The sequence below is a fragment of the Campylobacter sp. CFSAN122748 genome, from assembly GCF_045277125.1.
Lineage (GTDB): Bacteria > Campylobacterota > Campylobacteria > Campylobacterales > Campylobacteraceae > Campylobacter_D > Campylobacter_D jejuni.
Map to the genome: position 1 here is coordinate 444,160 of NZ_CP116953.1, position 20,366 is coordinate 464,525.

Genomic DNA, 20,366 nt, shown 5'->3' on the forward strand with positions numbered 1-20,366 from the left:
ATGGCTTCTTATTTAGATTTTGAAAAAAATATTCAGCAAATTGACGAGGACATTATCAATGCTCAGATTAAAGGAGATACTGAAGCTGTATCAATTTTAAAGAAAAATCTTGAAAAAGAAATTTCTAAAACTTATAAGAATTTAAGTGATTTTCAGCGTTTGCAATTAGCGCGTCATCCAGATCGCCCTTATGCTCTTGACTATATTGAACTTATTTTAAATGACGCTCACGAAATACATGGTGATCGTGCCTTTAGAGATGATCCTGCTATTGTTTGTTTTATGGGTTATTTAGGAGAGAAAAAAATAATTGTAATTGGTGAGCAAAAAGGACGTGGAACAAAAGATAAAATCGCTAGAAATTTTGGGATGCCACATCCTGAAGGATATCGCAAAGCCTTAAGAGTAGCAAGACTTGCAGAGAAATTTCAAATTCCTATTTTATTTTTGATAGATACTCCAGGTGCTTATCCTGGAATAGGTGCTGAAGAAAGAGGACAAAGTGAAGCTATCGCTAGAAATTTATATGAATTAAGTGATTTGAAAATACCGACCATTGCTATAGTTATCGGAGAAGGCGGTAGTGGCGGGGCGTTAGCTATAGGGGTTGCAGATAAACTTGCAATGATGAAAAATTCTGTTTTTTCAGTAATTTCTCCTGAAGGTTGTGCTGCAATACTTTGGAATGATCCTGCAAAAAGTGAAGCTGCAACCAAGGCTATGAAGGTAACGGCTGATGATTTAAAATCTCAAGGTTTAATTGATGATGTTATAGATGAGCCTACAAATGGTGCACATCGCAATAAAGAGGCTACAGCAGTAGCTATTGCTGATTATGTAAAAAAATCTCTAAATGAACTTGAAAATATTGATGTACGAGAACTTTCTGCAAATCGTATGCAGAAAATTTTAAAGCTTGGAGCCTATCAAGAGGCTTAGGCTTTTACTTCGCTTTTTTAAATAATTTTATTATTTATAATTGTTATCAAAATTAAGTTAATTAAAAGTATTCTTTTTTTATACTTCAAAAATGATTTTAAATATCAAAATAATTATTTTTAAAGGAATTAATTTGACTCAAATCAAAAATATAAAATTTAAAAAAAGTTTACTGTGTTTTTTAATTTTATCTGGAGCTTTGTTAAAAGCAGAAGAAAAATATCAACTTAATGATGTTGTGGTTAGTGCTAGTGGTTTTGAACAAGATTTGGTTGATGCGCCTGCTAGTATTTCTATCATTACAAAAGAAGAGCTTGAAAAAAAGCCAATTAAGGATATAGGAGAGGCTATAGGAGATATTCCAGGTGTAGATGTGACTATGAATAAAACAGGCACTTATGATTTTAGCATACGAGGTTTTGGTAGTTCTTATACTCTAGTTTTAATTGATGGAAAACATCAAAGTGTTACAAATGGGTTTTATGATAATGGTTTTAGCGGCAGTGAGTCAGGATATCTGCCACCTTTGTCTATGATAGAGCGTATTGAGGTTATACGTGGTCCAGCTTCTACACTTTATGGCAGTGATGCTGTAGGCGGTGTGGATAAATATTATCACTAAGAAAAATCCTGATAAAATCGAAGCAAATATAGAATTTAATACTCTTTTACAACAGCACTCTAATCACTATGGTAATGCTGAGGGATTTAATGCTTATGTAGCAACTCCTTTGATTGAAGATATATTATCAATTTCTGCAAGGTTGAAGTATTATGATAAGGCAGCTTCTGATTTAAAATGACCTACACCGGTTTGGAATAATAACAATCAAAGACCTGATAATTACCAAATTGCTAGTCATAGTCCAGGTGCTTTTACTAGTTTAGGTTTTGGTTCTAGGCTTAATTGGACAGTAGATGATAAAAATAATATATATTTTGATATAGAGCGATATATTAATGAAATTTCAGTGAATTCTACAAGTAGTAGGGCTATTAAAAGTGAAAGACAACTTTTTAAGGATAATATTGTTTTAAATCATGATGGTAACTATGATTTTGGTTCAACTAACTCATATTTACAATATGGTAGCACTAAGGATAAGGAGCTGCATAGCCAAATTTGGGTAGGAGAAGGTAAGGTTGTTTTACCTTGGAATTTAGGTCAATACGGTAATTTAGTAAATACCTTTGGTGCAAGGATTGATTATGAGATATTAAAAATGATCAAGCAAGCGCAGGTAGTCAAATAAGAGGTAAAAATCTTGATCAAACCGCGGTTGCGCTTTATGGGGAAAATGAGTATTTTATAACCGATGATTTGATTTTTACTACAGGTTTGCGTTATATTTATAGCGATTTGTTTGATTCTGAATTTACGCCTAGGGTTTATTTGGTTTATCACTTAAATGATAATATAGCCTTGAAAGGAGGTGTTTCAAAAGGCTATAAAACTCCTGCTGCCAAGCAGTTGACAAATGGATATTATAATTATGCCAATAATAATGCTTATTTTGGAAACCCTGACTTAAAACCAGAAGAAAGTATAAATTATGAATTGGGTGTTGATTTTATGGTATTTGATTTTGCACATTATTCTATTACAGGATTTATTACTGATTTTACAAATCAAATCAGTAGTGAAGATTTAACAGGTATGCAAAATGATATTAATTGTAGCAATGGCATTGTTTGTAAGCGTCCTATTAATCTTGGAAAAACGCAGACTAAAGGTATAGAATTTGCATTTAATACCAAAACTTACAATGGCTTTAGCCTAAATTCAAGTTATACTTTTATGGATAATCGCTACAAAGATGGTCAAAAAAATTGGTTTGGTGGTGATAGAATAGAAAATTTACCAAGACATATAGCAATGTTAAAATTAAACTATGAGCGAGGTAAATTTAGTTCCTATATAAAAACACGAGCAAGACTTGATACTATAGCTAAAGCAAAAGGTGGCGGTAATGGTAGTCTGCCATGGCAAAAATATAAGCCTTTTTATATAGTAGATTTAGGGATAAATTATAAAATCAATAAGCAATCTAGCTTAAGTTTTGCAGTGCAAAATCTTTTTGATAAAAATTTCTTTGATCCGCAAGTTACAAGATGGGATGGGGCTAATCCTGCTGGATATGCAAATCGCTATCAAGATTATACAGAAGGAAGAAGTTTTTGGTTAAGTTATAAATATGATTTTTAATTTTTTAAGGCTTTAATCACCTTTATATTTTCAAAAAAGCAAAAATAAAGTACAATGTGAAAAATAAATAAAAGGTTTTATTATGGCGTTTAAAAATTTAAAAGAACTTTCTTTTGAAAAATCAAATTATATTAAGCCTAAGAGATTTGCTTATGAAAGTAATGGTAGGCTTTGCACTTGGGATTTTATAGAATCTAAAGATAGTGTTTCAGTGCTTTTGTATCATAAAGAATTAGAAAGTTTTATTTTTGTACGCCAATTTCGTATACCACTTTGGTATCATCAAATGCATGATAAAGATTATGTAAAAGATGATGATATGGGCTATACTATAGAGCTTTGTTCTGGGCTTGTGGATAAAAAATTATCTTTAGAGGAAATAGCAAAAGAAGAATGTATAGAAGAACTAGGATATGCTCCTAAAAATTTAGAAAAAATAGGAGATTTTTATACAGGGTTTGGTTCAGGTGTAAGCAAGCAAAGCTTTTATTTCGTAGAAGTTGATGAAAAAGATAAAATTTCTTCTGGAGGTGGAGTTGATGATGAAGAGATTGAAGCTGTTTATGTTAAGGTGCAGGATTTTGAAAAAAAATGTAAAAATATGATAAGAACGCCTTTGCTTGATTTTGCTTATATGTGGTTTTTAAAGGAAAAGTGGGGAAAATTAAAGATTATTTAGGTTAAACCTTAAAAAGGTTCAACCTAGGATTTTAATGATCTGACTCATCAAGCATTTCTTTAAATACATTGAAAAGATCAAGCGATGCATTTTCAGCAACTTCGCATTTATTAATTATGCTGTGTTGAGTAATATCTTTGCTAATATCTTCTGTATTTGCTATTGTTATAGCATTATTCATATTTTCATGAACTTTTTCATGTGGCTCGTTAATTTTTAAGAAGCTTTTATTTTGCCCAAATCTTTCTTTTCCTGTGCTAGCAAGCCATTTTCCTAAGCGACAAGATGTATGATCGGCTAATTGCTTTCCTGATTTGGAAAAAATTTCTTTATAACCATTTAATTTAAAAGCTATATGATCTAGTTTTGCTAAAGATACGAAAGCTTCTGAAGCGATACCAACTGCATTTGAATTAGTAGAATGCGCTTCATTTACTAAGTGAGTAAATTTTTCGGAAAAACTCATAATATGAGCATTAGAATCTATAGAAATTTTTTCAACTTGCTCACTTTGAGTATACATTTCATTTGCATTTTGCTTTAGAAGGTTGATATTCATTTCAACTTCTGTGGTTGCTTTTTGTGTTTTTTCAGCTAGTTTTCTTACTTCATCGGCAACAACAGCAAAACCACGCCCATGTTCACCTGCGCGTGCAGCTTCTATGGCAGCGTTAAGAGCTAAAAGATTGGTTTGATCGGAAACATCTTTAATTAGATTAATTACATTAGTAATTTCATCTACACTTCTATGCAATGTTCCTGCAACATCTCTTGTTTTATTGGCTGATTCTGTAATATTTCCCAAAGAGGCATTGATAGAATTAGCAATATGGTTAAGTTCATCCATTTCAGCAAGAGAAGTTTTAGAATAGCTAGAGATAACTTCTGCCTTATTTACATTTTCTAACATATCGCCTTGAATAATAGTAATATTTTTTAAAACCCCAGTTAATAAAACATTTAAAAGATCTGTTTTAAGTTTAGACTCTAAAGCCGCTTGTTCTAATGATGTAATTTTATTTTTTAATTCTAAATTTTCCGATTGAAATTTTTCAATTTTATGTGTAAGATTTTTATTTTCTTCTTCAAGTTTTTGAAGATCAGAATGGTTTATTTTACTTCCAAACATTGTTTTGCCTTATTTTTTATAATTTGCTAGATATTGGCTAAGTTCATCTTTTACATGAAGCTTTTCTTTTTTTAAAGTTGAAATTTCCATGCTGCTAAGAGAAGTTCTACCTTCTTCTGCATCTTTAATCATGTCATCAAGTTCATTATGACGATCAAATAGTTTATCAAAATGAGCATCTTTACCTTTTAGCTCTGACATTAATTCTCTATATTCATGTAGCATAAACTCTCCTTGTATTAGTGAAATTTAAAATTCATTTAACAAGGTATTTTACACTATTAAAAGATATTTTTGGCTTAAAAAATAATAAAATTAATAATAATTTTTAAATGTGTGTTATATAAGTGATTTATTAAAGTTTATTTTTAAATTGGAAATTTTAAAATTGAGGAATAAATCCTCAAAATTATTTAGAATTTTGTTTTTTTAGAGTTCTCAGAGTAGAAGCTGCGATTCTCATTTTTCTCGTGGTGCCATCTTCTAAAGTTACACGAACTGTTCTGAGATTAGGTAAAAAGCGTCTTTTTGTTTTATTGTTAGCATGGCTGACATTATTACCCACCATTGGACCCTTGCCTGTGATTTGACATACTCTTGCCATTTTCTTGTCCTTATGAAAATTTTTAAATGAAGATTCTATCAAAATTAAGCTTAAAATATTCCATAATTTATAGTTTTTTTAATATATAAGTCGATAAAATATTATTTATCACATTTATATATAGTTTAAGGTTTTGATCATGTATGTAGCTCCAAGTTTATTGTCTGCAAATTTTTTGAAATTAGAAGAAGAAGTTAAAGCTATTGAAGCTGCAGGTGCAGATCTTTTACATATTGATGTAATGGATGGACACTTTGTTCCAAATTTGACTTTCGGACCTTGCGTGATCGAAAAAATTTCAACTATTAGTAAGTTGCCATTAGATGTGCATTTGATGGTTAAAGATGTAAGTAAATTTATAGATCTTTTTATCCCTTTGAAACCAAAATTCATTTCTTTTCATATGGAAAGCGAAGTTCATCCTATAAGGCTTTGTGAATATATAAGAAGTCAAGGAATCCATCCTGCTATTGTTTTAAATCCACACACTCCTATTGATTCTATTAAACACATGCTAGAATTTGTAGATATGGTGCTTTTAATGAGTGTTAATCCTGGATTTGGTGGACAAAAATTTTTACCTTTGGTACATGAAAAAATCAAAGAATTACGCCAAATGATTGATAAAAAAAATGCTAAAGTTTTTATAGAGGTTGATGGTGGTGTTAATGGTTTAAATGCTAGCGATTTAGAGGAATCCGGAGCTGATATTTTGGTGGCTGGAAGTTATATTTTTTCTTCTAATGATTATAAAACTGCAATTTCATCTTTAAAGCTTGAATTTTGAGTTTACAGCAAATTGATCAGATTATTTCTATATTAAACAAGCAAAGCAAGCCTTATGATTGGGTGATGCAAGAGTTTGCCAAAGTTGAAGAATTAAAAAATTTTGATTTAGATTTGGAAACTTTTGAGCTTTTGGGTTTGGGCTTAACTTTGAATAAAGATAATATTTTTATCCTTAAAACACGCACAACAAAAATTAAAGATGAAATTTTTTGTATAGTAGATATAGAAAGTACTGGCGGTGTAAGTAAGGGGGAAATTTTAGAAATTGGAGCAGTAAAAATTCAAAATTCTAAAGAAATTGGACGCTTTCAAAGTTTTGTTAAAGTAAAAGAAATTCCAGAAAATATAACCGAACTTACGGGTATTACTTATGAGATGGTGGAAAATGCTCCAAGTTTAACAAAGGTTTTAAGTGATTTTAGGCTTTTTTTAAAAGACAGTATTTTTGTAGCACATAATGTGCGTTTTGATTATAGTTTTATTTCTAAGGCTTTAAATGAGTGTGGTTTTGGCATTTTGCTTAATCGTCGTATTTGTACTATAGAATTTGCACAATGTTGTATAGAAAGTCCAAAATATAAACTAGAGGTTTTGAAAGAATTTCTGGGCGTGGAAAATACGCATCATAGGGCTTTAGATGATGCTTTGGCAGCTGCTGAAATTTTTAAATATTGCCTTGGAAAACTTCCCTATCATATAAAAACTACAGAAGAACTTATAAATTTTACAAAGACTGCCACGCATAAAGCAAAAATAAATATTTAAAGAGTATAATTAAGACATAAATGACGGGAGCTTGTGTAACAGGCTGAGAGTAAGCTAAAAGCTTAGACCGAACCGGATCTGGATAATACCAGCGTCGGGAAGATTTATAAATTTCAATACTTTAAAAATTTATACTCACCCTTCATTTATCCAAATTTTTTAAAGGATAAATTTATGAAAACTCAAATGAATTATGCGAAAGAAGGTATTTTTACTAAAGAAATGCAGATTGTTGCACAAAAAGAAAATTTAAGTAAAGATTTTTTGCTTGAAAATATTGCTTGCGGTAAAATTATTATCCCTGCAAATATTAATCATAAAAGTCTTGATCCAAATGGTATAGGTTTTGGACTGCGTACTAAGGTTAATGTAAATTTAGGAGTTTCAAATGATTGCGTTGATTATAGCGAGGAAATGAAAAAAGTAGAGCTTGCTCATAAATTTGACATAGAAGCGATTATGGACTTAAGCAATTATGGCAAAACAAGTCGTTTTAGAGACGAGCTTGTTAATGTTTCAAAAGCTATGATAGGAACAGTTCCTGTATATGATGCGGTAGGATTTTTAGAAAAAGATTTAAAACAAATTGGTGCTAAAGACTTTTTAGATGTTGTATATCATCATGCTAAAAGTGGGGTTGATTTTATGACAATTCATGCAGGTATTAATTCTCGCGCAGCGCATATTTTTAAACAAAGTAAAAGACTTACAAATATAGTTTCAAGAGGAGGCTCTGTGCTTTATGCTTGGATGATGATGAAAGATGCTGAGAATCCTTTTTTTGAGTATTATGATGATTTGCTTGACATTTGTTTAAAATACGATGTAACTTTATCTTTGGGCGATGCTTTGCGTCCTGGCTCTACTCACGATGCAAGTGATGGGGCGCAAATTTCAGAGCTTATAGAATTGTCACTCCTTACTCAAAGAGCTTGGGATGTTGGGGTTCAAGTAATGATAGAAGGTCCAGGGCATATGGCTATTAATGAAATAGAGGCAAATATGCAATTAGAAAAGCGTTTATGCAAAGGAGCGCCTTTTTATGTCTTAGGACCTTTGGTAACAGATATTGGCGCAGGGTATGATCATATTAGTGGTGCTATTGGAGGAGCTGTGGCTGCAGCTAGCGGTGCTGATATGCTGTGTTATGTAACACCTGCTGAACACTTAAGACTTCCAAATTTAGAAGATGTTAGAGAGGGTATAGTTGCGACTAAAATTGCAGCTCATGCGGGAGATATAGCTAAACTTCCAAAAGAAAGAGCAAGAGATGATGAGATGAGTAAGGCTAGACAAGAGATAGATTGGGAGAAAATGTTTAAACTTGCTATTGATGGAGAAAAGGCTAAAAAAATGTTTAATGAGCGTCGCCCTGATGATTTAAACTCATGTTCCATGTGTGGAAAAATGTGTGCAATGAATACTATGAATCAAATTTTAAAAGGCGAAGATGTGAGTTTAGCTTGAATAAACTTTGAGAGTAAGATCTATAGAGATACCTTGCTCTCCTGCTTTAAGATTAAGTGGATAATCAAGCTTGATTAAGTTATTATAGTTTTTTAGAGCATCAATAAAATCATAAAGTCTTCTAGGATTGTTCATTGTCGCTTTAATGGCTAAGCGGTTTTTTAGATATTTTTCTTGTTTTTCGGGCTTAGTTTCTTGAATTTTTACATTTTGAAAATATTTTTGTAAAAAAATATCAAAATTTCCTATATTAAAATTTTGCTCAAATTGCTCTAAACTTTTGTTGTTTTCGCTTCTTAGAGTTGATATTTTATCTTCACTAAAGTCAAATTTTGATTTAGTGGCTTTTAAGATAGCAAGTTGTGAATTTTCTCTAAGATTTGCTTGTTTGTAATTTTTTAATGTCGGTAAAAGTAAAAATAAGATCAAGGCTGTGCAAACGCTTATAAAACTTAACGCGCAAATGATAAGCTTTAATAAATCAATTTCTTCTAGACTTTTATCTTTCATCTGCAACTCCTGGAATTTGTTTACTAATACTAACAAAACGATACCACCCATTATCTAAGCGATAATAGGTTGTATAGCTTTGATCAAAGATGCTTTTTAAAGGGGTTTCTAAAAGTAGAGTAAACATTTCTCTTGTAGGAGTGACTCCGATAAGTTTTAAGGAATATTCGTCTTGTTCAACACTTTCAAGAGTAATATTATCAGTTTTTACAATAATATCAAATAGATTTCTTAAGCTTTCTTTAACAATTTGATTTTGAGTGTTAAAATTTTTCGCTATTTGGCTTTGATCAAATAAAATTTCATAAAGCATTTCATTTTGCTTAGTTTGATTTTGAAGCACTATAACTTGTTGTTTTTCATCATCGATAGAGCTATTGATTAATGCAATTTTTATTGTATATGTAAAATATACTAGCAAGATAAATAATATACTAAAACCAAAAAGTCCTAGCCAAATTTTATCAAAGAGTGTGAAAATAGGTTTTTTTCTTGGCTGTATGAAGCTATAAGTCATTTAAGCTCCTTTTGCATCAATTCTATCATAAGATCTAAGGTGTTGATTTGTTTCGTTTTTATCTCTAAAAAAGTTTCACTTTCTAAAAAATCAATAGCACTTATGTTAATATCTGATTCACTATATAATAAAATACCATTGATAAATACCCCAGCATATTTATCATCATTATAAAATTTTTCAATGCTCGTAATAATATAACGGCATAGTTCCATATCATTGCTAAATTGATTTAATTCATCAAGATTAAAATTATCATTATTATTCAAAGTTTCAAGATTATTTTCTTGATCAAGTAGATCAAATTTATTATTTAAGGCTTCATTGAAGTTATCTAGGGTAACTTCAGTATCATCGTTGTTGTTTTCAATTTCTTGATTATCTTCTGATGGAAGTTCAAGCTCTAAACCTAATTCTTGCTCAAATATTTTAAAATCACCGTATAAAATAGTATTGCCTTTAGCAACAATAATTGCCAAAAGATGTCCTTGCTTAAATCCATAAAGTAAAATTTGATCATCAGGCTGTTTTTCTTTTTGTATATTGTAGTAAAGAAGAGCAAAAGGGGAATATAAAAAATCTAAACCTCTATATTCTTCAAAAAGCTCGCTATAATATTCCACATGTTCGGTAGCCGTATAAACAAGGGCATTATTAAACAAAATATGCTGTAAGCTGATTTTTCCTATATTAAAATGCTCACAATCTTGAATATTTGTACTAGGTATTAATCCTTGTTCTTTGGCATCTAAAAATAAAGCAGTGTGGTAAAATAAGAAATGCTTGCTTAAATTTTTTACGTATTCTAATAAATTTTCGCTTTTATCAAAAGTTTTTTCATTGCTACTGATTAGTTTATTTCCTCTATAAATAGAAGCTTTTACAATATTTTTTTTATCTTCTAAAATAATACTAATAAAAAGTTGTGGAAATATTTTTTTAAGTAAAAATAACATTTCATTCCTTAAATTGATCAGCTAAGCTAATTTTATCAAATTGTTTCATTAGAAATTCTTTAGCTTTTTCTTTATCTAAAGATAAAATATCCAAAGGTTCACTTAGACTATAAGTAATCTTACTAAAAGGTTTTGGCAAGATCATCTTATCCCAACTTTTAAATTTCCAAAAACGATTTGCTTCATAGTTTAAAATTCTTATCTTTAGTTCTTTTTTTTGAGCCAAAATGATAGAACCATCTGAAATACTATGATAAGGCCCTCGTGGACCATCGGGCGTGATAACTATATCGTCATTTTGTTCTAAAACTTTAAATGCAGCTCTAAGTGCACTGCTAGCACCCCTTGAAGTGCTTCCTCTTACAGTATCAAGACCGAAAAGCTTGATGATTTTTGCAATTTGTTCTCCATCTTTATGGTGGGAGATCATGACATAGGCTTTTTTATTTTTTTGTCTATAATGTCTAAACGCAAAAGGCATGAGTGCTAATTTTCCATGCCAAAAAAGTATCACACCAGCTTTACGGTCAACTTTTTCACCTTTATAGTGCTTTTTACAGCTTAAAAAAATAAGCCATTGCAAGATGAAAATTATATATGTTAAGCAATGGATTTTAAACGATTTCCCCATATAAAACCATACGCTTTGCATTAGTTATTTTTACTTCTTTAAATTGCCCTAAAAGTTCTTCGCTACCTTCAACTTGAACTAAAAAATTATTATCTGTTCTTCCAGCAATGCTATTGCCTGCTCTTAATTCTTCAAATAAAACTTTAAAAGTTTTATTTTCTTGTTTTTTTACAATTTCATCTAAAATTTCACTATGACGATTTTGTAAGGTGCTAAGTCTTCTTGAAGCTGTTTCTTCATCGATTTGATTAGGCATGGTTGCGGCTTTTGTTAAAGGGCGTTTGGAGTATTTAAAAGAAAAAATTTGTTCAAAACGCACTTTTTCCAAAACATCCATAGTTTCTTCAAAATCTTTTTCACTTTCCCCTGGAAAAGCTACAATAATGTCTGTAGAAATGCTAACATTTGGACAAAGTTCTCTAAGTTTTAAAGCTCTATTTAAATACCATTCTTTAGTATAGCCACGCTTCATAGCTTTTAAAATTTCACTTGAGCCGCTTTGTAAAGGCATGTGCATGGATTTGCAAACTTTTGGATTATTGGCAAAAACTTCTAAAAATTTATCATCCATATGCAAAGGATGTGGACTTGTAAAGCGAATGCGTTCTAAATCTTCTATGGTGCTAAGTTCTTCTAAAAGATCTGAAAAGTCCATTTTTTTATGCTCGTTTCTAAATCTTTTGCCGTAGTTATTGACATTTTGTCCTAGCAAAAAAATCTCTTTAGCACCTTTTTCAACAGCTTTTTGAGCTTCTTTGTAGATAATGTTAAAAGGTATGGAAATTTCATCTCCTCTAGTATGTGGCACTATACAATAAGTGCAGTGTTTATCACAACCTATGGAGATATTAATATAGGATTTATAAATACTATTTCTAAAATCTGCAAAAGCAAATTCACTTTCATCATAGTCTATGTCTACGCCCATAAATTTTGGAGTTTTTATAGCTTGAGTGATTTTGGAAATATTTCTTGCTCCTAGAACAAAATCCACATAAGGAGCACGTTTGAAAATTTCATTTCCCAAATGCGATGCAGTACATCCACAAACTCCTATTTTAGCACCTTCTTTTTTAACTTTTTCAAAACCACCTACTTCTGAGAAAAGTTTATGCACAGGTTTTTCACGCACTGAACAGGTATTGATAAGAATAAGATCTGCTTCTTTGATATCTTCTGTTAGTGCGTAATTTTCTTTTTGTGTTAATTCTGCGATCATATGCTCAGAATCTCTGACATTCATCGCACAACCTAAAGTTTGGATAAAAAGTTTTTTAGCGCTCAAAGAATATGTACCTCATACATAAAATCATTATCATCAAGTCCGTATTTTACGGTTCTATGATAAATGCTTACTCCTTTTTTTTCAAAATGATTTACAAGGGCAATGAGTTGTTTGTGTGTATTATCTTTATCAAAATAAAAAAACTTTTGTCCTTCTTTTTCTATAGCCTCTTCGATTTTTTCTAGGCTAATATTTTTAGGTTTTTCATTAATCAAAGTTCTTGCCAATTTTAATTCCATAGCTAAATCCTTAAGAATTTTCATTTTAATCTATAATTTTAGCAAATTTTACTTTTAATTAAACTTATTAAGGATATAATTTTTATCTACATTTTTAAATTTCCCACAAAAAAGGTTTTATAAAATATGGAAAAGATAGCAGATATTATCGAATCTATTGCTAATGAAAAAAATTTAAACTTAGAGAATGTAAGAGAAAAGGTAGCTACCGCTTTAATCAATACTGCAAAAAGAATTTATGGACAAGAATATGAGTTTTTTGTGGATCCTAAAAATTTAAATCTTTATCAAAAAATTACCATAGTAGCAGATAATGACGAGAGATTGCAAAATAAAAGTGAGAGTTTTATCGCGTTAAGTAAGGCAAAATCAGAAGCTCCAGATGTTGAGATAGGAGATGAATTAACCTATGAATGTTCTTTGGAAAATTTAGGAAGAACTGCGGTAAATACCTTGCATAAAGAACTTGAATATCATATACAAAAATTATTAGAACAAACTATTTTTGAAAAATATAAAAATAAAGTAGGGCAAATGGTTTTTGGTACAGTTGTTAGAGTGGATAATGAAGAAAATACTTTTATTGAAATAGATGAATTAAGAGCTTTTTTACCGAGAAAAAATCGCATTAAAGGGGAAAAATTTAAAATAGGTGATGTGGTAAAAGCTGTGATACGCCGTGTTTATACAGATAAAGGTATTAAAATCGAGCTTAGTCGTACAAGTCCTAAATTTTTAGAATGTTTACTTGAAGCTGAGGTTCCAGAAATCAAAGATGGTTATGTCAATATTATAGGATGTGCTAGAATTCCAGGTGAAAGAGCAAAAATCATTCTTCAGGCCAATGGAGCAAATATCGATCCTGTAGGAGCTACAGTAGGTGTTAAAGGTGTAAGAATTAATGCGGTAAGCAAAGAGCTTCATAATGAAAATATTGATTGTATAGAATTTACAAATGAGAGTGAAATTTTAATTTCTCGTGCCTTGGCTCCTGCTATTGTAAATTCTGTAAAAATTGAAGATAAAAAAGCTATTGTAAGTTTAAATAGCGAACAAAAAAGCAAAGCTATAGGAAAAAATGGTATTAATATTCGCCTTGCTTCTATGTTAAGTGGTTATGAAATAGAGCTCAATGAATTAAGCTCATCGCAGCTAAATAATGCCATCAGCAATGAAGAAGCAATGAAAAATCTTCAAGATTTGTTTAAAATTTAAAATATTTGTGAATTTTCACAAATATTTTTTATAAAACCACTTCCAATAAAATGCCGCAAAGATAAAAATCATACCCAATAAACCTGTAATCAGTTTTAAACTCAAGCCTATTTCAAATAAAAAGCCCATAAGCATTGAAATAATAGCGCTAAAACTAAGATAAATCATATCTGTATAAGCGATCACTCTACCATGATATTCTTTGTCAGCATTTTTTTGTATCATGGTGTAGGTATAAGCCCAAAGCGCTGAGGTAAAAAAACCTGCACCAATTAAACCTAAAAAAGAAATATAAAAATTAAATTGAGTTAAAGCCCAAAGTATAATACCCAAGCCTTGACCAAGATACATATAAAATAAATTTTTATTATTAATAAATTTGCTTAAAACCATAGGCCCTATAGCTAAAGAACAAGCACGTACCGCATTTAAAAACCCTATTACTAAAGCAGCAGATAAAACTTCTTTGTATTGATGTTGTGCTAAAAGCGTAACCAAGGTTTCATAAGCAGTTAAACCTATAAAAGCGTGAAGCAAGATAAGATGAAAAATTATTTTATTATTTAAAACATAGAAAAATCCTTCTTTTATCATAGTAAAAAAGCGACTTTGTGTTTTGTGATGAAAATCAGGAATGCTTAATCTTACTAAAAAAGAAATGCCTATGAGTATAAGCATACAGTCAAATAAAAAAGCGGTTTTAACTCCTAGAAAATAAATAAAAATTCCCGCACTTGCCATACCTGCTGTATAAGAAATCGCCCAAATGACACTGTGCATTTCATTAGCGAGTTTAAGTTCTTGAGGGGTTAAAATTTTGGCCAATAAACTCATTTCAGCTTGAAAATAAATCGAAGCAACACAAAGTCTTATGAAAATTAAAATAAACAAAAGCCAAAGCATACTAAGACTTGTGACAAAAATAAGACAAAAAATAGAAATTAATTCTATGCTAATCATACTGAGTAAAAGTTTTTTAGGTTTATTTTTCTCTACTATAACCCCATTAATAGGAGCAAGCAAAACTCCAGGTAAAAAAGCAAGCATAGCACTTGTAGCTGTTGCCCAAGTAGGAGCATTAAGCTCGACTAAAAGGGTAAAAACTCCCGTTTGAGAAAACCATGCTCCAAAATATACTATAAACTGAACCGAAGCCAATATTCTGATATTTTTATTATTTTTTAATAGTTCAATGTAATTCATAAGCGAAACTATAGCATAATTTATATTTTAAATGCTATAATTATTTTAATTATGTAAAAAAACAAGGAAAAATTTTGAAAAGACTGGATAAAAAAGAAGCTTTAGATTTATTACATCATGCGAGTTTAACTGAACTTGGAGAAATGGCTTATAAAAGAAAATTAGAACTTCATCCTGAAAAAATCACTACTTTTGTTGTAGATAGAAATATTAATTATACCAATGTTTGTTGTATTGATTGTTCTTTTTGTGCTTTTTATCGCCATCATAAAGAAGATGATGCTTATATTTTAAGCTTTGAGGAGATAGGCAAGAAGATAGAGGAGCTTGAAGCTATTGGGGGTACGCAAATTCTTTTTCAAGGCGGGGTGCACCCAAAGTTAAAAATAGAATGGTATGAAGAATTAGTTTCTTGGATAAAAGAACATTATCCAAATATCACTGTACATGGTTTTTCAGCGGTTGAGATCGCTTATATCGCAAAGGCATCTAAAATTTCAATTACTGAAGTACTTCAAAGACTACAAGCTAAAGGTTTATTTTCTATACCAGGAGCAGGTGCTGAGGTGCTAAGCGATAGGGTGCGTGATATTATCGCACCCAATAAATGTGATACAGCTACTTGGTTAGAAGTACATCGCCAAGCTCATAAAATCGGCATGAAAAGTACAGCTACTATGATGTTTGGAACGGTTGAAAATGATGAAGAAATCATCGATCATTTTGAGCATTTGAGAAAATTGCAAGATGAAACAAAGGGATTTAGAGCTTTTATTTTATGGAGCTTTCAAAGTGATAATACTGCTTTAATCCAAAAACATCCAGAGATTATGAAACAAAGTTCTAACAAGTATTTAAGACTTTTAGCTTTAGCAAGACTTTATTTAGATAATTTTAAAAATTTACAAAGTTCTTGGGTAACTCAAGGCTCGCTTATAGGTCAACTTGCTTTAAAATTTGGGGCCAATGATTTAGGCTCAACCATGATGGAAGAAAATGTAGTAAGTGCTGCAGGAGCAAGTTATAGAATGAATCAAGATGAGATGATAAGGCTGATTAGAAGTTTAGGCGAAAATCCAGCTAAACGCAATACCGCTTATGAAATTTTAGAAAGGTTTTAATGCAGTATTTAGACAGTAGGGGTGTTAAAATCCCTTTTATTTTTGAAAAAAATTCTGATTTTCCTATTGTTGTTTTAAAGCTTGTTTTTAGAAATTGCGCTAGAAGTTATGATGAAATAGCAGGCTTAGCTAAGATGTTTTCACGTATTTTAAATGAAGGTGTGGATGATAAATTTTTTAAAGATTTAGAATTTAGAGCGATAAATTTAGAGGCAAGTAGTGGTTTTGAAAGTTTGGAAATCAATCTTTCTTGTTTAAAAGAAAATTTTGATTTTGCTTTAAAGAGCTTGGAAAAATTGCTTTTAAAACCAAGAATAGAAGAAAAAATTTTGCAAAAATTAAAAATCAATGCCTTAGGTGAGCTCGCGAGTAAAAATAGTGATTTTGATTATTTAGCAAAAAATTTACTTAATGCTCAAATTTTTAAATGCAAAGAATTTCAAAGCTCAAACGATGGAGATGAAAAAAGTATAGAAATCTTATCTTTAAAAGATTTACAAAATTTTTATAAAAATTTTATCCATCTTAGCGATTTGGTTGTGATTTTAGGAGGAGATTTAGAAGAAAAACAAGCCAAGGAAGATCTTTTAAAACTCTTATCAAAACTTCAAATAGGCAAAAAAAATACTCCAAAAAAATATGAATTAAGCAAAAACATTAAAGATGAAATTTTGATACGCCCAGAAAGCGAACAAGCTTATATTTATTTTGCTACACCTTTTTTTGCTGATTTTAAAGATAAGGATTTATATCTTGCAAAAATTGCTTTATTTGTTCTAGGGCAAGGAGGATTTGGTTCAAGGATTATGGAAGAAATTCGTGTTAAAAGAGGTCTTGCATACTCAGCTTATGCTATGCTTGATATGAATATGTCTTTTTCTAGAGTTTTTGGATATTTACAAACTAAAAATGAAAGCGCTAAAGAAGCTAAAAAAATCGTAAAAGAGCTTTTTGAAGATTTTATAAAAAATGGCATGACTCAAAATGAACTTGATCAAGCTAAAAATTTTCTCATAGGATCAACTCCTTTGCGTTATGAAAGCTTAAGCAAGCGTTTATCTATGTCTTTTAACGAATTTTATCAAGGTTTAAATTTGGGATATTATAAAGAAGAGTTAAAACTTATGGAAAAGGTTAAACTTGAAACCATAAATGCTTATATTAAAAAACATCAAGAGCTTTTAAATATAAGTTTTGCAAGCATACAAAATGAAAATTAAAGAAAGTGATTTTGAATTTTTTAAAAAATTAAAAATTAAAAGTGCTATTGATTTAGCGCTTCTTTTACCTAAAAAAATTGAAAATTTAAATCCAAGTAAAAATCCTAAAGAAAATGAAATTTGCACCCAAAAAATCACTATAAAAAGCGTTAGTTCAAGAAAAAATCAACTTTTTGGTTTAGGTTTTTGTGAAGAATGGCAAGAAAATATTTCTTTTGTGTTTTTTCATCCTAGAGCTTGGCATTTTGGGATTTGTAAGGTAGGAAAAGGGCTTATTTTTAATGCTAAACTCTCGCGTTTTAATCACACTTGGCAATTTAACAATCCTAAAATTTTAACTTCTTTTGAGGGTTTTAGTCCAAAGTATCAAATTTTAGGTTTAAAAGATGCAAAAATTGCTGCTTTTATACATAAATATCTTAATTATGAAAATTTACAAGAAAGTGGCATAGGGGATAAATATATACATTTTCTTTTAAATTTGCATGCTTATGATGAAAAAAGTTTTTTTATGTTTGAAAATTTGCAAAATTTTAGCAAAGATTTAAAATATATAGAAATATATAATTTTTTAAAGCGTTTAAAAGCTAAAAAAACGCATTTTAAAGCTCATCAAATCAATGTTTTTAACATAGCCAATTGGCTTAAAGATTTGCCTTTTTCTCTTACTAAAGATCAGCTTAACGCCTTAAAAGATATAGAAAAAGATTTACACTCAAAAGAAGCCAAAAGGCGTGTGATTATGGGTGATGTAGGGTGTGGTAAAACCTTGGTTTTGCTTGGTGCGGCTTTGATGGTTTATCCTAAACAAGCTATTTTGATGGCACCTACTAGTATTTTAGCGCATCAGCTTTATGAAGAGGCTAAGAAATTTTTGCCTGATTTTATGAATATTTTGTTTATTAAAGGAGGTAAAAAAGAAAAAGATTTAGAACAAAATATTCAAAAAGCAAATCTTATTATAGGTACTCATGCTTTAATTCATTTAGAAAGCCATAATGCCGTACTTGTAATGATAGATGAACAACATCGTTTTGGCTCGGCTCAGCGTGAGAAAATTCATTCTTTAAGTAAACAAGAATTTGCCCCTCATTTTATACAGTTTTCGGCTACGCCTATTCCAAGAACTTTAAGCATGATACAATCTGAACTTTTAAATTTTAGTTTCATTAAACAAATGCCTTTTAAAAAAGATATCACAACTTATTGTATACAAAATGAAGGCTTTTCTAAGCTTAGCGAGAAGATCAAAGAAGAAATCGCTAAAAATCATCAAATTATCATTATTTATCCCTTAGTGAGTGCTAGTGATAATATTCCTTATCTTTCTTTAGAGCAGGCTAAAGAATATTGGCAGAGTCACTATGAAAAAGTTTTTGTAACTCATGGGAAAGATAAACAAAAAGATGAAATTTTAGAGCGTTTTAGAGATGAGGGAAATATTTTACTAAGCACTACAGTGGTGGAAGTGGGCATTTCTTTGCCAAGATTGAGTATGATAGTGATTGTAGGAGCGGAACGTTTAGGACTTGCTACCTTGCATCAACTTCGTGGTCGTGTAGGTCGTGTAGGGCTTAAAAGCACTTGTTATCTTTATACTAAACTTAAAGAAATTCCAAGTCGTTTAAAAGAATTTGCTAGCACTTTAGATGGGTTTAAAATAGCAGAGCTTGATCTTAAAAACCGTTTGAGTGGAGATTTGCTCGATGGTTTTATGCAACATGGAAATGAGTTTAAATTTTTTGATTTTTCTAAGGATGAGGAGATTTTAGAAAAGGTAAAAAAAGATTTGGCAAAAAAAATGCCAAATTAATGTCCACCATACTTATAAAGCATATTTTGAAAATGTGAAGCTATCATTTGTGCACGCTGTAAAATAACTGTTTTCATTTCTTCATTATAAACTATATTTAAACTTTCTTCAAAAAGTCCTAGCCAAATTTCAAAAAACTCTTGAGGAAAAGGAGGTAGATCTAGATGCTTTTTTAAGGGTTGCCCATTATAATCACCTTCGCCTAAAAGCATGCCTGTCCAAAAATTTCCTATTTTTGCTTTATGTTCTTTCCACTCTTCATCACTTGTTCCAATAGCATTGTTAAAAATAGGACCTAAATCCTTATCTTTTCTAACTTTTTCATAAAATATTTCCATGAGTTTTGCTATGCTTTCTTGATTAATTGTTTCAAATTTCATATAAGCCTTTCTTGAATGTTAATTTTATGGCGTTAATATAGCAAAAATAAGATAAATTAAATTTAACATAAGTTAAGAATGGAAAATATTATATAATGAAAGATTATTTAGAACTTTTATCTAGTGTAGGAAAATTAAAAAAATTTCAAAAAAATAGTATTTTATTTTATGAAGGCGAAGAGGCTAAAAAATTTTTTATTTTACTCAAGGGAAAAATACGCATTTATAAAAGTACATCAAGTGATAAAGAAATTACTTTGCATTATTTTAATCCTCCAAATTTTATAGCAGAAATGCCTGCTTTTAAAAAATTAAATTATCCTGCTAATGCCATCTTTGAAGAAGATGGAGAAATTTTGGAAATTGATTTTATTAATTTTCAAAATTTATGCAGTGAAAATAAAGAATTCAATTTTTTACTTATCAGCTCACTTTTTGATAAAATCAAAATTTTAGAAAAGAAATTATCTCAAAATGCATTAGATTTAAGAACGAGATTGTTAAAGTATCTTTTGGAAAATGAAAAAAAAATAGATACAATTTCGCAAAAACAAATCGCAATTGATTTAAATGTTAGAGCGCAATCTTTATCTCGAATGTTAAAAGAGCTTAAAATTTCAGAACTTATTGATACAAAAAAAGGTAAAATTGAAATTTTAAATAAAGATATGATTATAAAAGAACTTTGGTAAAATTAA

21 protein-coding genes, 2 pseudogenes and 1 riboswitch are annotated in these 20,366 nt (G+C 30.1%); of the genes and pseudogenes, 11 read left to right on the forward strand and 12 right to left on the reverse strand.

Annotation, left to right across the window (positions count from 1 at the left end; genetic code table 11):
- From OT390_RS02375 to OT390_RS02385, 3 genes and pseudogenes are all read left to right on the forward strand, one after another.
- A complete protein-coding gene (locus tag OT390_RS02375; protein WP_002859886.1) occupies window positions 1-939 on the forward strand; it encodes an acetyl-CoA carboxylase carboxyltransferase subunit alpha in 939 nt (312 codons plus the stop codon).
- 133 nt (window positions 940-1,072) lie between these two features.
- Window positions 1,073-3,145, forward strand: a pseudogene (locus OT390_RS02380) (TonB-dependent receptor domain-containing protein).
- Between the two features lie 82 nt (window positions 3,146-3,227).
- On the forward strand, window positions 3,228-3,824 hold the full coding sequence (locus tag OT390_RS02385; RefSeq protein ID WP_002855131.1) for an NUDIX domain-containing protein: 597 nt from the start codon (window positions 3,228-3,230) through the stop codon (window positions 3,822-3,824).
- 31 nt (window positions 3,825-3,855) lie between these two features.
- Here OT390_RS02385 and OT390_RS02390 read toward each other — a convergent pair whose 3' ends face one another.
- The 4 genes and pseudogenes from OT390_RS02390 to rpmB all read right to left on the reverse strand — a co-directional run bounded on the left by OT390_RS02390 (window position 3,856) and on the right by rpmB (window position 5,557).
- Window positions 3,856-4,290, reverse strand: coding sequence for a CZB domain-containing protein (locus OT390_RS02390; protein ID WP_370651196.1), 435 nt, complete (start codon window positions 4,288-4,290; stop codon window positions 3,856-3,858).
- 3 nt (window positions 4,291-4,293) lie between these two features.
- Window positions 4,294-4,542: pseudogene (locus tag OT390_RS02395) on the reverse strand (methyl-accepting chemotaxis protein); the annotation flags it as partial.
- A gap of 420 nt (window positions 4,543-4,962) precedes the next feature.
- On the reverse strand, window positions 4,963-5,178 hold the full coding sequence (locus tag OT390_RS02400; RefSeq protein WP_002855201.1) for a YdcH family protein: 216 nt from the start codon (window positions 5,176-5,178) through the stop codon (window positions 4,963-4,965).
- Between the two features lie 184 nt (window positions 5,179-5,362).
- Window positions 5,363-5,557 carry a 50S ribosomal protein L28 gene (gene rpmB, locus OT390_RS02405; protein ID WP_002854974.1) on the reverse strand — a complete coding sequence of 65 codons (195 nt, stop codon included), beginning with the start codon at window positions 5,555-5,557 and terminating at the stop codon, window positions 5,363-5,365.
- A 139-nt stretch (window positions 5,558-5,696) separates the two neighbouring features.
- On the opposite strand from rpmB, the gene rpe reads away from it, so the two are divergent.
- The 3 genes from rpe (at window position 5,697) to thiC (ending at window position 8,578) form a co-directional block, all read left to right on the forward strand.
- Entirely contained in the window at window positions 5,697-6,344 is a 648-nt protein-coding gene (gene rpe / locus OT390_RS02410) for a ribulose-phosphate 3-epimerase (protein ID WP_002859889.1), read from the forward strand.
- The gene (locus tag OT390_RS02415) at window positions 6,341-7,111 is read left to right on the forward strand and encodes a 3'-5' exonuclease (RefSeq protein ID WP_002867619.1); all 771 of its coding nucleotides are present in this window, start codon (window positions 6,341-6,343) and stop codon (window positions 7,109-7,111) included. Before rpe ends, OT390_RS02415 begins: the two co-directional genes overlap by 4 nt.
- Window positions 7,112-7,124: 13 nt before the next feature.
- Window positions 7,125-7,229: riboswitch (TPP riboswitch) on the forward strand.
- Between the two features lie 56 nt (window positions 7,230-7,285).
- On the forward strand, window positions 7,286-8,578 hold the full coding sequence (gene thiC / locus OT390_RS02420; RefSeq protein WP_002867618.1) for a phosphomethylpyrimidine synthase ThiC: 1,293 nt from the start codon (window positions 7,286-7,288) through the stop codon (window positions 8,576-8,578).
- On the opposite strand, the gene OT390_RS02425 is transcribed toward thiC, so the two are convergent.
- Genes OT390_RS02425 through OT390_RS02450 form a run of 6 tightly spaced genes read right to left on the reverse strand, consistent with a single transcriptional unit; the run spans window position 8,570 to window position 12,716 of the window.
- Window positions 8,570-9,088: a hypothetical protein gene (locus OT390_RS02425; protein WP_002884831.1), complete on the reverse strand. Its 519-nt coding sequence runs from the start codon at window positions 9,086-9,088 to the stop codon at window positions 8,570-8,572. The genes thiC and OT390_RS02425 overlap by 9 nt on opposite strands.
- Window positions 9,078-9,605 carry a hypothetical protein gene (locus OT390_RS02430; RefSeq protein WP_002858498.1) on the reverse strand — a complete coding sequence of 176 codons (528 nt, stop codon included), beginning with the start codon at window positions 9,603-9,605 and terminating at the stop codon, window positions 9,078-9,080. Before OT390_RS02430 ends, OT390_RS02425 begins: the two co-directional genes overlap by 11 nt.
- Complete coding sequence (locus tag OT390_RS02435) at window positions 9,602-10,561, reverse strand: hypothetical protein (RefSeq protein ID WP_002884833.1); 960 nt, start codon at window positions 10,559-10,561, stop codon at window positions 9,602-9,604. Before OT390_RS02435 ends, OT390_RS02430 begins: the two co-directional genes overlap by 4 nt.
- A 1-nt stretch (window position 10,562) precedes the next feature.
- On the reverse strand, window positions 10,563-11,192 hold the full coding sequence (locus tag OT390_RS02440) for a lysophospholipid acyltransferase family protein (protein ID WP_002867614.1): 630 nt from the start codon (window positions 11,190-11,192) through the stop codon (window positions 10,563-10,565).
- Entirely contained in the window at window positions 11,176-12,477 is a 1,302-nt protein-coding gene (gene miaB, locus OT390_RS02445) for a tRNA (N6-isopentenyl adenosine(37)-C2)-methylthiotransferase MiaB (RefSeq protein WP_002867613.1), read from the reverse strand. The genes OT390_RS02440 and miaB overlap by 17 nt, the downstream gene beginning before the upstream one ends.
- Entirely contained in the window at window positions 12,474-12,716 is a 243-nt protein-coding gene (locus tag OT390_RS02450) for an HP0268 family nuclease (RefSeq protein ID WP_002851103.1), read from the reverse strand. Before OT390_RS02450 ends, miaB begins: the two co-directional genes overlap by 4 nt.
- A 126-nt stretch (window positions 12,717-12,842) precedes the next feature.
- Here OT390_RS02450 and nusA point away from each other — a divergent pair, with 126 nt between their 5' ends.
- Window positions 12,843-13,931 carry a transcription termination factor NusA gene (gene nusA, locus OT390_RS02455; protein WP_002859895.1) on the forward strand — a complete coding sequence of 363 codons (1,089 nt, stop codon included), beginning with the start codon at window positions 12,843-12,845 and terminating at the stop codon, window positions 13,929-13,931.
- Between the two features lie 15 nt (window positions 13,932-13,946).
- Here the strand turns inward: nusA and OT390_RS02460 are convergent, their stop codons facing one another.
- On the reverse strand, window positions 13,947-15,134 hold the full coding sequence (locus tag OT390_RS02460; RefSeq protein WP_002859896.1) for an MFS transporter: 1,188 nt from the start codon (window positions 15,132-15,134) through the stop codon (window positions 13,947-13,949).
- Between the two features lie 74 nt (window positions 15,135-15,208).
- Here OT390_RS02460 and OT390_RS02465 point away from each other — a divergent pair, with 74 nt between their 5' ends.
- Genes OT390_RS02465 through recG form a run of 3 tightly spaced genes read left to right on the forward strand, consistent with a single transcriptional unit; the run spans window position 15,209 to window position 19,288 of the window.
- Window positions 15,209-16,255: a dehypoxanthine futalosine cyclase gene (locus tag OT390_RS02465; RefSeq protein ID WP_394535936.1), complete on the forward strand. Its 1,047-nt coding sequence runs from the start codon at window positions 15,209-15,211 to the stop codon at window positions 16,253-16,255.
- Complete coding sequence (locus OT390_RS02470; RefSeq protein ID WP_002872881.1) at window positions 16,255-17,475, forward strand: pitrilysin family protein; 1,221 nt, start codon at window positions 16,255-16,257, stop codon at window positions 17,473-17,475. The genes OT390_RS02465 and OT390_RS02470 overlap by 1 nt, the downstream gene beginning before the upstream one ends.
- The gene (gene recG, locus OT390_RS02475) at window positions 17,465-19,288 is read left to right on the forward strand and encodes an ATP-dependent DNA helicase RecG (RefSeq protein WP_002884840.1); all 1,824 of its coding nucleotides are present in this window, start codon (window positions 17,465-17,467) and stop codon (window positions 19,286-19,288) included. The genes OT390_RS02470 and recG overlap by 11 nt, the downstream gene beginning before the upstream one ends.
- Here the strand turns inward: recG and ctb are convergent.
- Complete coding sequence (ctb, locus tag OT390_RS02480; protein WP_002884842.1) at window positions 19,285-19,668, reverse strand: truncated hemoglobin Ctb; 384 nt, start codon at window positions 19,666-19,668, stop codon at window positions 19,285-19,287. The genes recG and ctb overlap by 4 nt on opposite strands.
- Before the next feature lie 95 nt (window positions 19,669-19,763).
- Between ctb and nssR the strand changes: the two genes are divergently transcribed.
- Window positions 19,764-20,360 (forward strand): nitrosative stress-sensitive transcriptional regulator NssR, encoded by a 597-nt coding sequence (nssR, locus tag OT390_RS02485; protein ID WP_394535935.1) that lies wholly within the window; start codon window positions 19,764-19,766, stop codon window positions 20,358-20,360.
- Window positions 20,361-20,366: the final 6 nt, after the last annotated feature.

Bases quoted from the DNA above. Each gene is read 5' to 3' on its own strand.
- OT390_RS02375 (WP_002859886.1), top strand. From the start codon at position 1: ATGGCTTCTTATTTAGATTTTGAAAAAAATATTCAGCAAATTGACGAG.
- OT390_RS02385 (WP_002855131.1), top strand. From the start codon at position 3,228: ATGGCGTTTAAAAATTTAAAAGAACTTTCTTTTGAAAAATCAAATTAT.
- OT390_RS02390 (WP_370651196.1), bottom strand. From the start codon at position 4,290: ATGAGTTTTTCCGAAAAATTTACTCACTTAGTAAATGAAGCGCATTCT.
- OT390_RS02400 (WP_002855201.1), bottom strand. From the start codon at position 5,178: ATGCTACATGAATATAGAGAATTAATGTCAGAGCTAAAAGGTAAAGAT.
- rpmB (WP_002854974.1), bottom strand. From the start codon at position 5,557: ATGGCAAGAGTATGTCAAATCACAGGCAAGGGTCCAATGGTGGGTAAT.
- rpe (WP_002859889.1), top strand. From the start codon at position 5,697: ATGTATGTAGCTCCAAGTTTATTGTCTGCAAATTTTTTGAAATTAGAA.
- thiC (WP_002867618.1), top strand. From the start codon at position 7,286: ATGAAAACTCAAATGAATTATGCGAAAGAAGGTATTTTTACTAAAGAA.
- OT390_RS02425 (WP_002884831.1), bottom strand. From the start codon at position 9,088: ATGAAAGATAAAAGTCTAGAAGAAATTGATTTATTAAAGCTTATCATT.
- OT390_RS02430 (WP_002858498.1), bottom strand. From the start codon at position 9,605: ATGACTTATAGCTTCATACAGCCAAGAAAAAAACCTATTTTCACACTC.
- OT390_RS02435 (WP_002884833.1), bottom strand. From the start codon at position 10,561: ATGTTATTTTTACTTAAAAAAATATTTCCACAACTTTTTATTAGTATT.
- OT390_RS02440 (WP_002867614.1), bottom strand. From the start codon at position 11,192: ATGGGGAAATCGTTTAAAATCCATTGCTTAACATATATAATTTTCATC.
- OT390_RS02450 (WP_002851103.1), bottom strand. From the start codon at position 12,716: ATGGAATTAAAATTGGCAAGAACTTTGATTAATGAAAAACCTAAAAAT.
- nusA (WP_002859895.1), top strand. From the start codon at position 12,843: ATGGAAAAGATAGCAGATATTATCGAATCTATTGCTAATGAAAAAAAT.
- OT390_RS02460 (WP_002859896.1), bottom strand. From the start codon at position 15,134: ATGAATTACATTGAACTATTAAAAAATAATAAAAATATCAGAATATTG.
- OT390_RS02470 (WP_002872881.1), top strand. From the start codon at position 16,255: ATGCAGTATTTAGACAGTAGGGGTGTTAAAATCCCTTTTATTTTTGAA.
- recG (WP_002884840.1), top strand. From the start codon at position 17,465: ATGAAAATTAAAGAAAGTGATTTTGAATTTTTTAAAAAATTAAAAATT.
- ctb (WP_002884842.1), bottom strand. From the start codon at position 19,668: ATGAAATTTGAAACAATTAATCAAGAAAGCATAGCAAAACTCATGGAA.
- nssR (WP_394535935.1), top strand. From the start codon at position 19,764: ATGAAAGATTATTTAGAACTTTTATCTAGTGTAGGAAAATTAAAAAAA.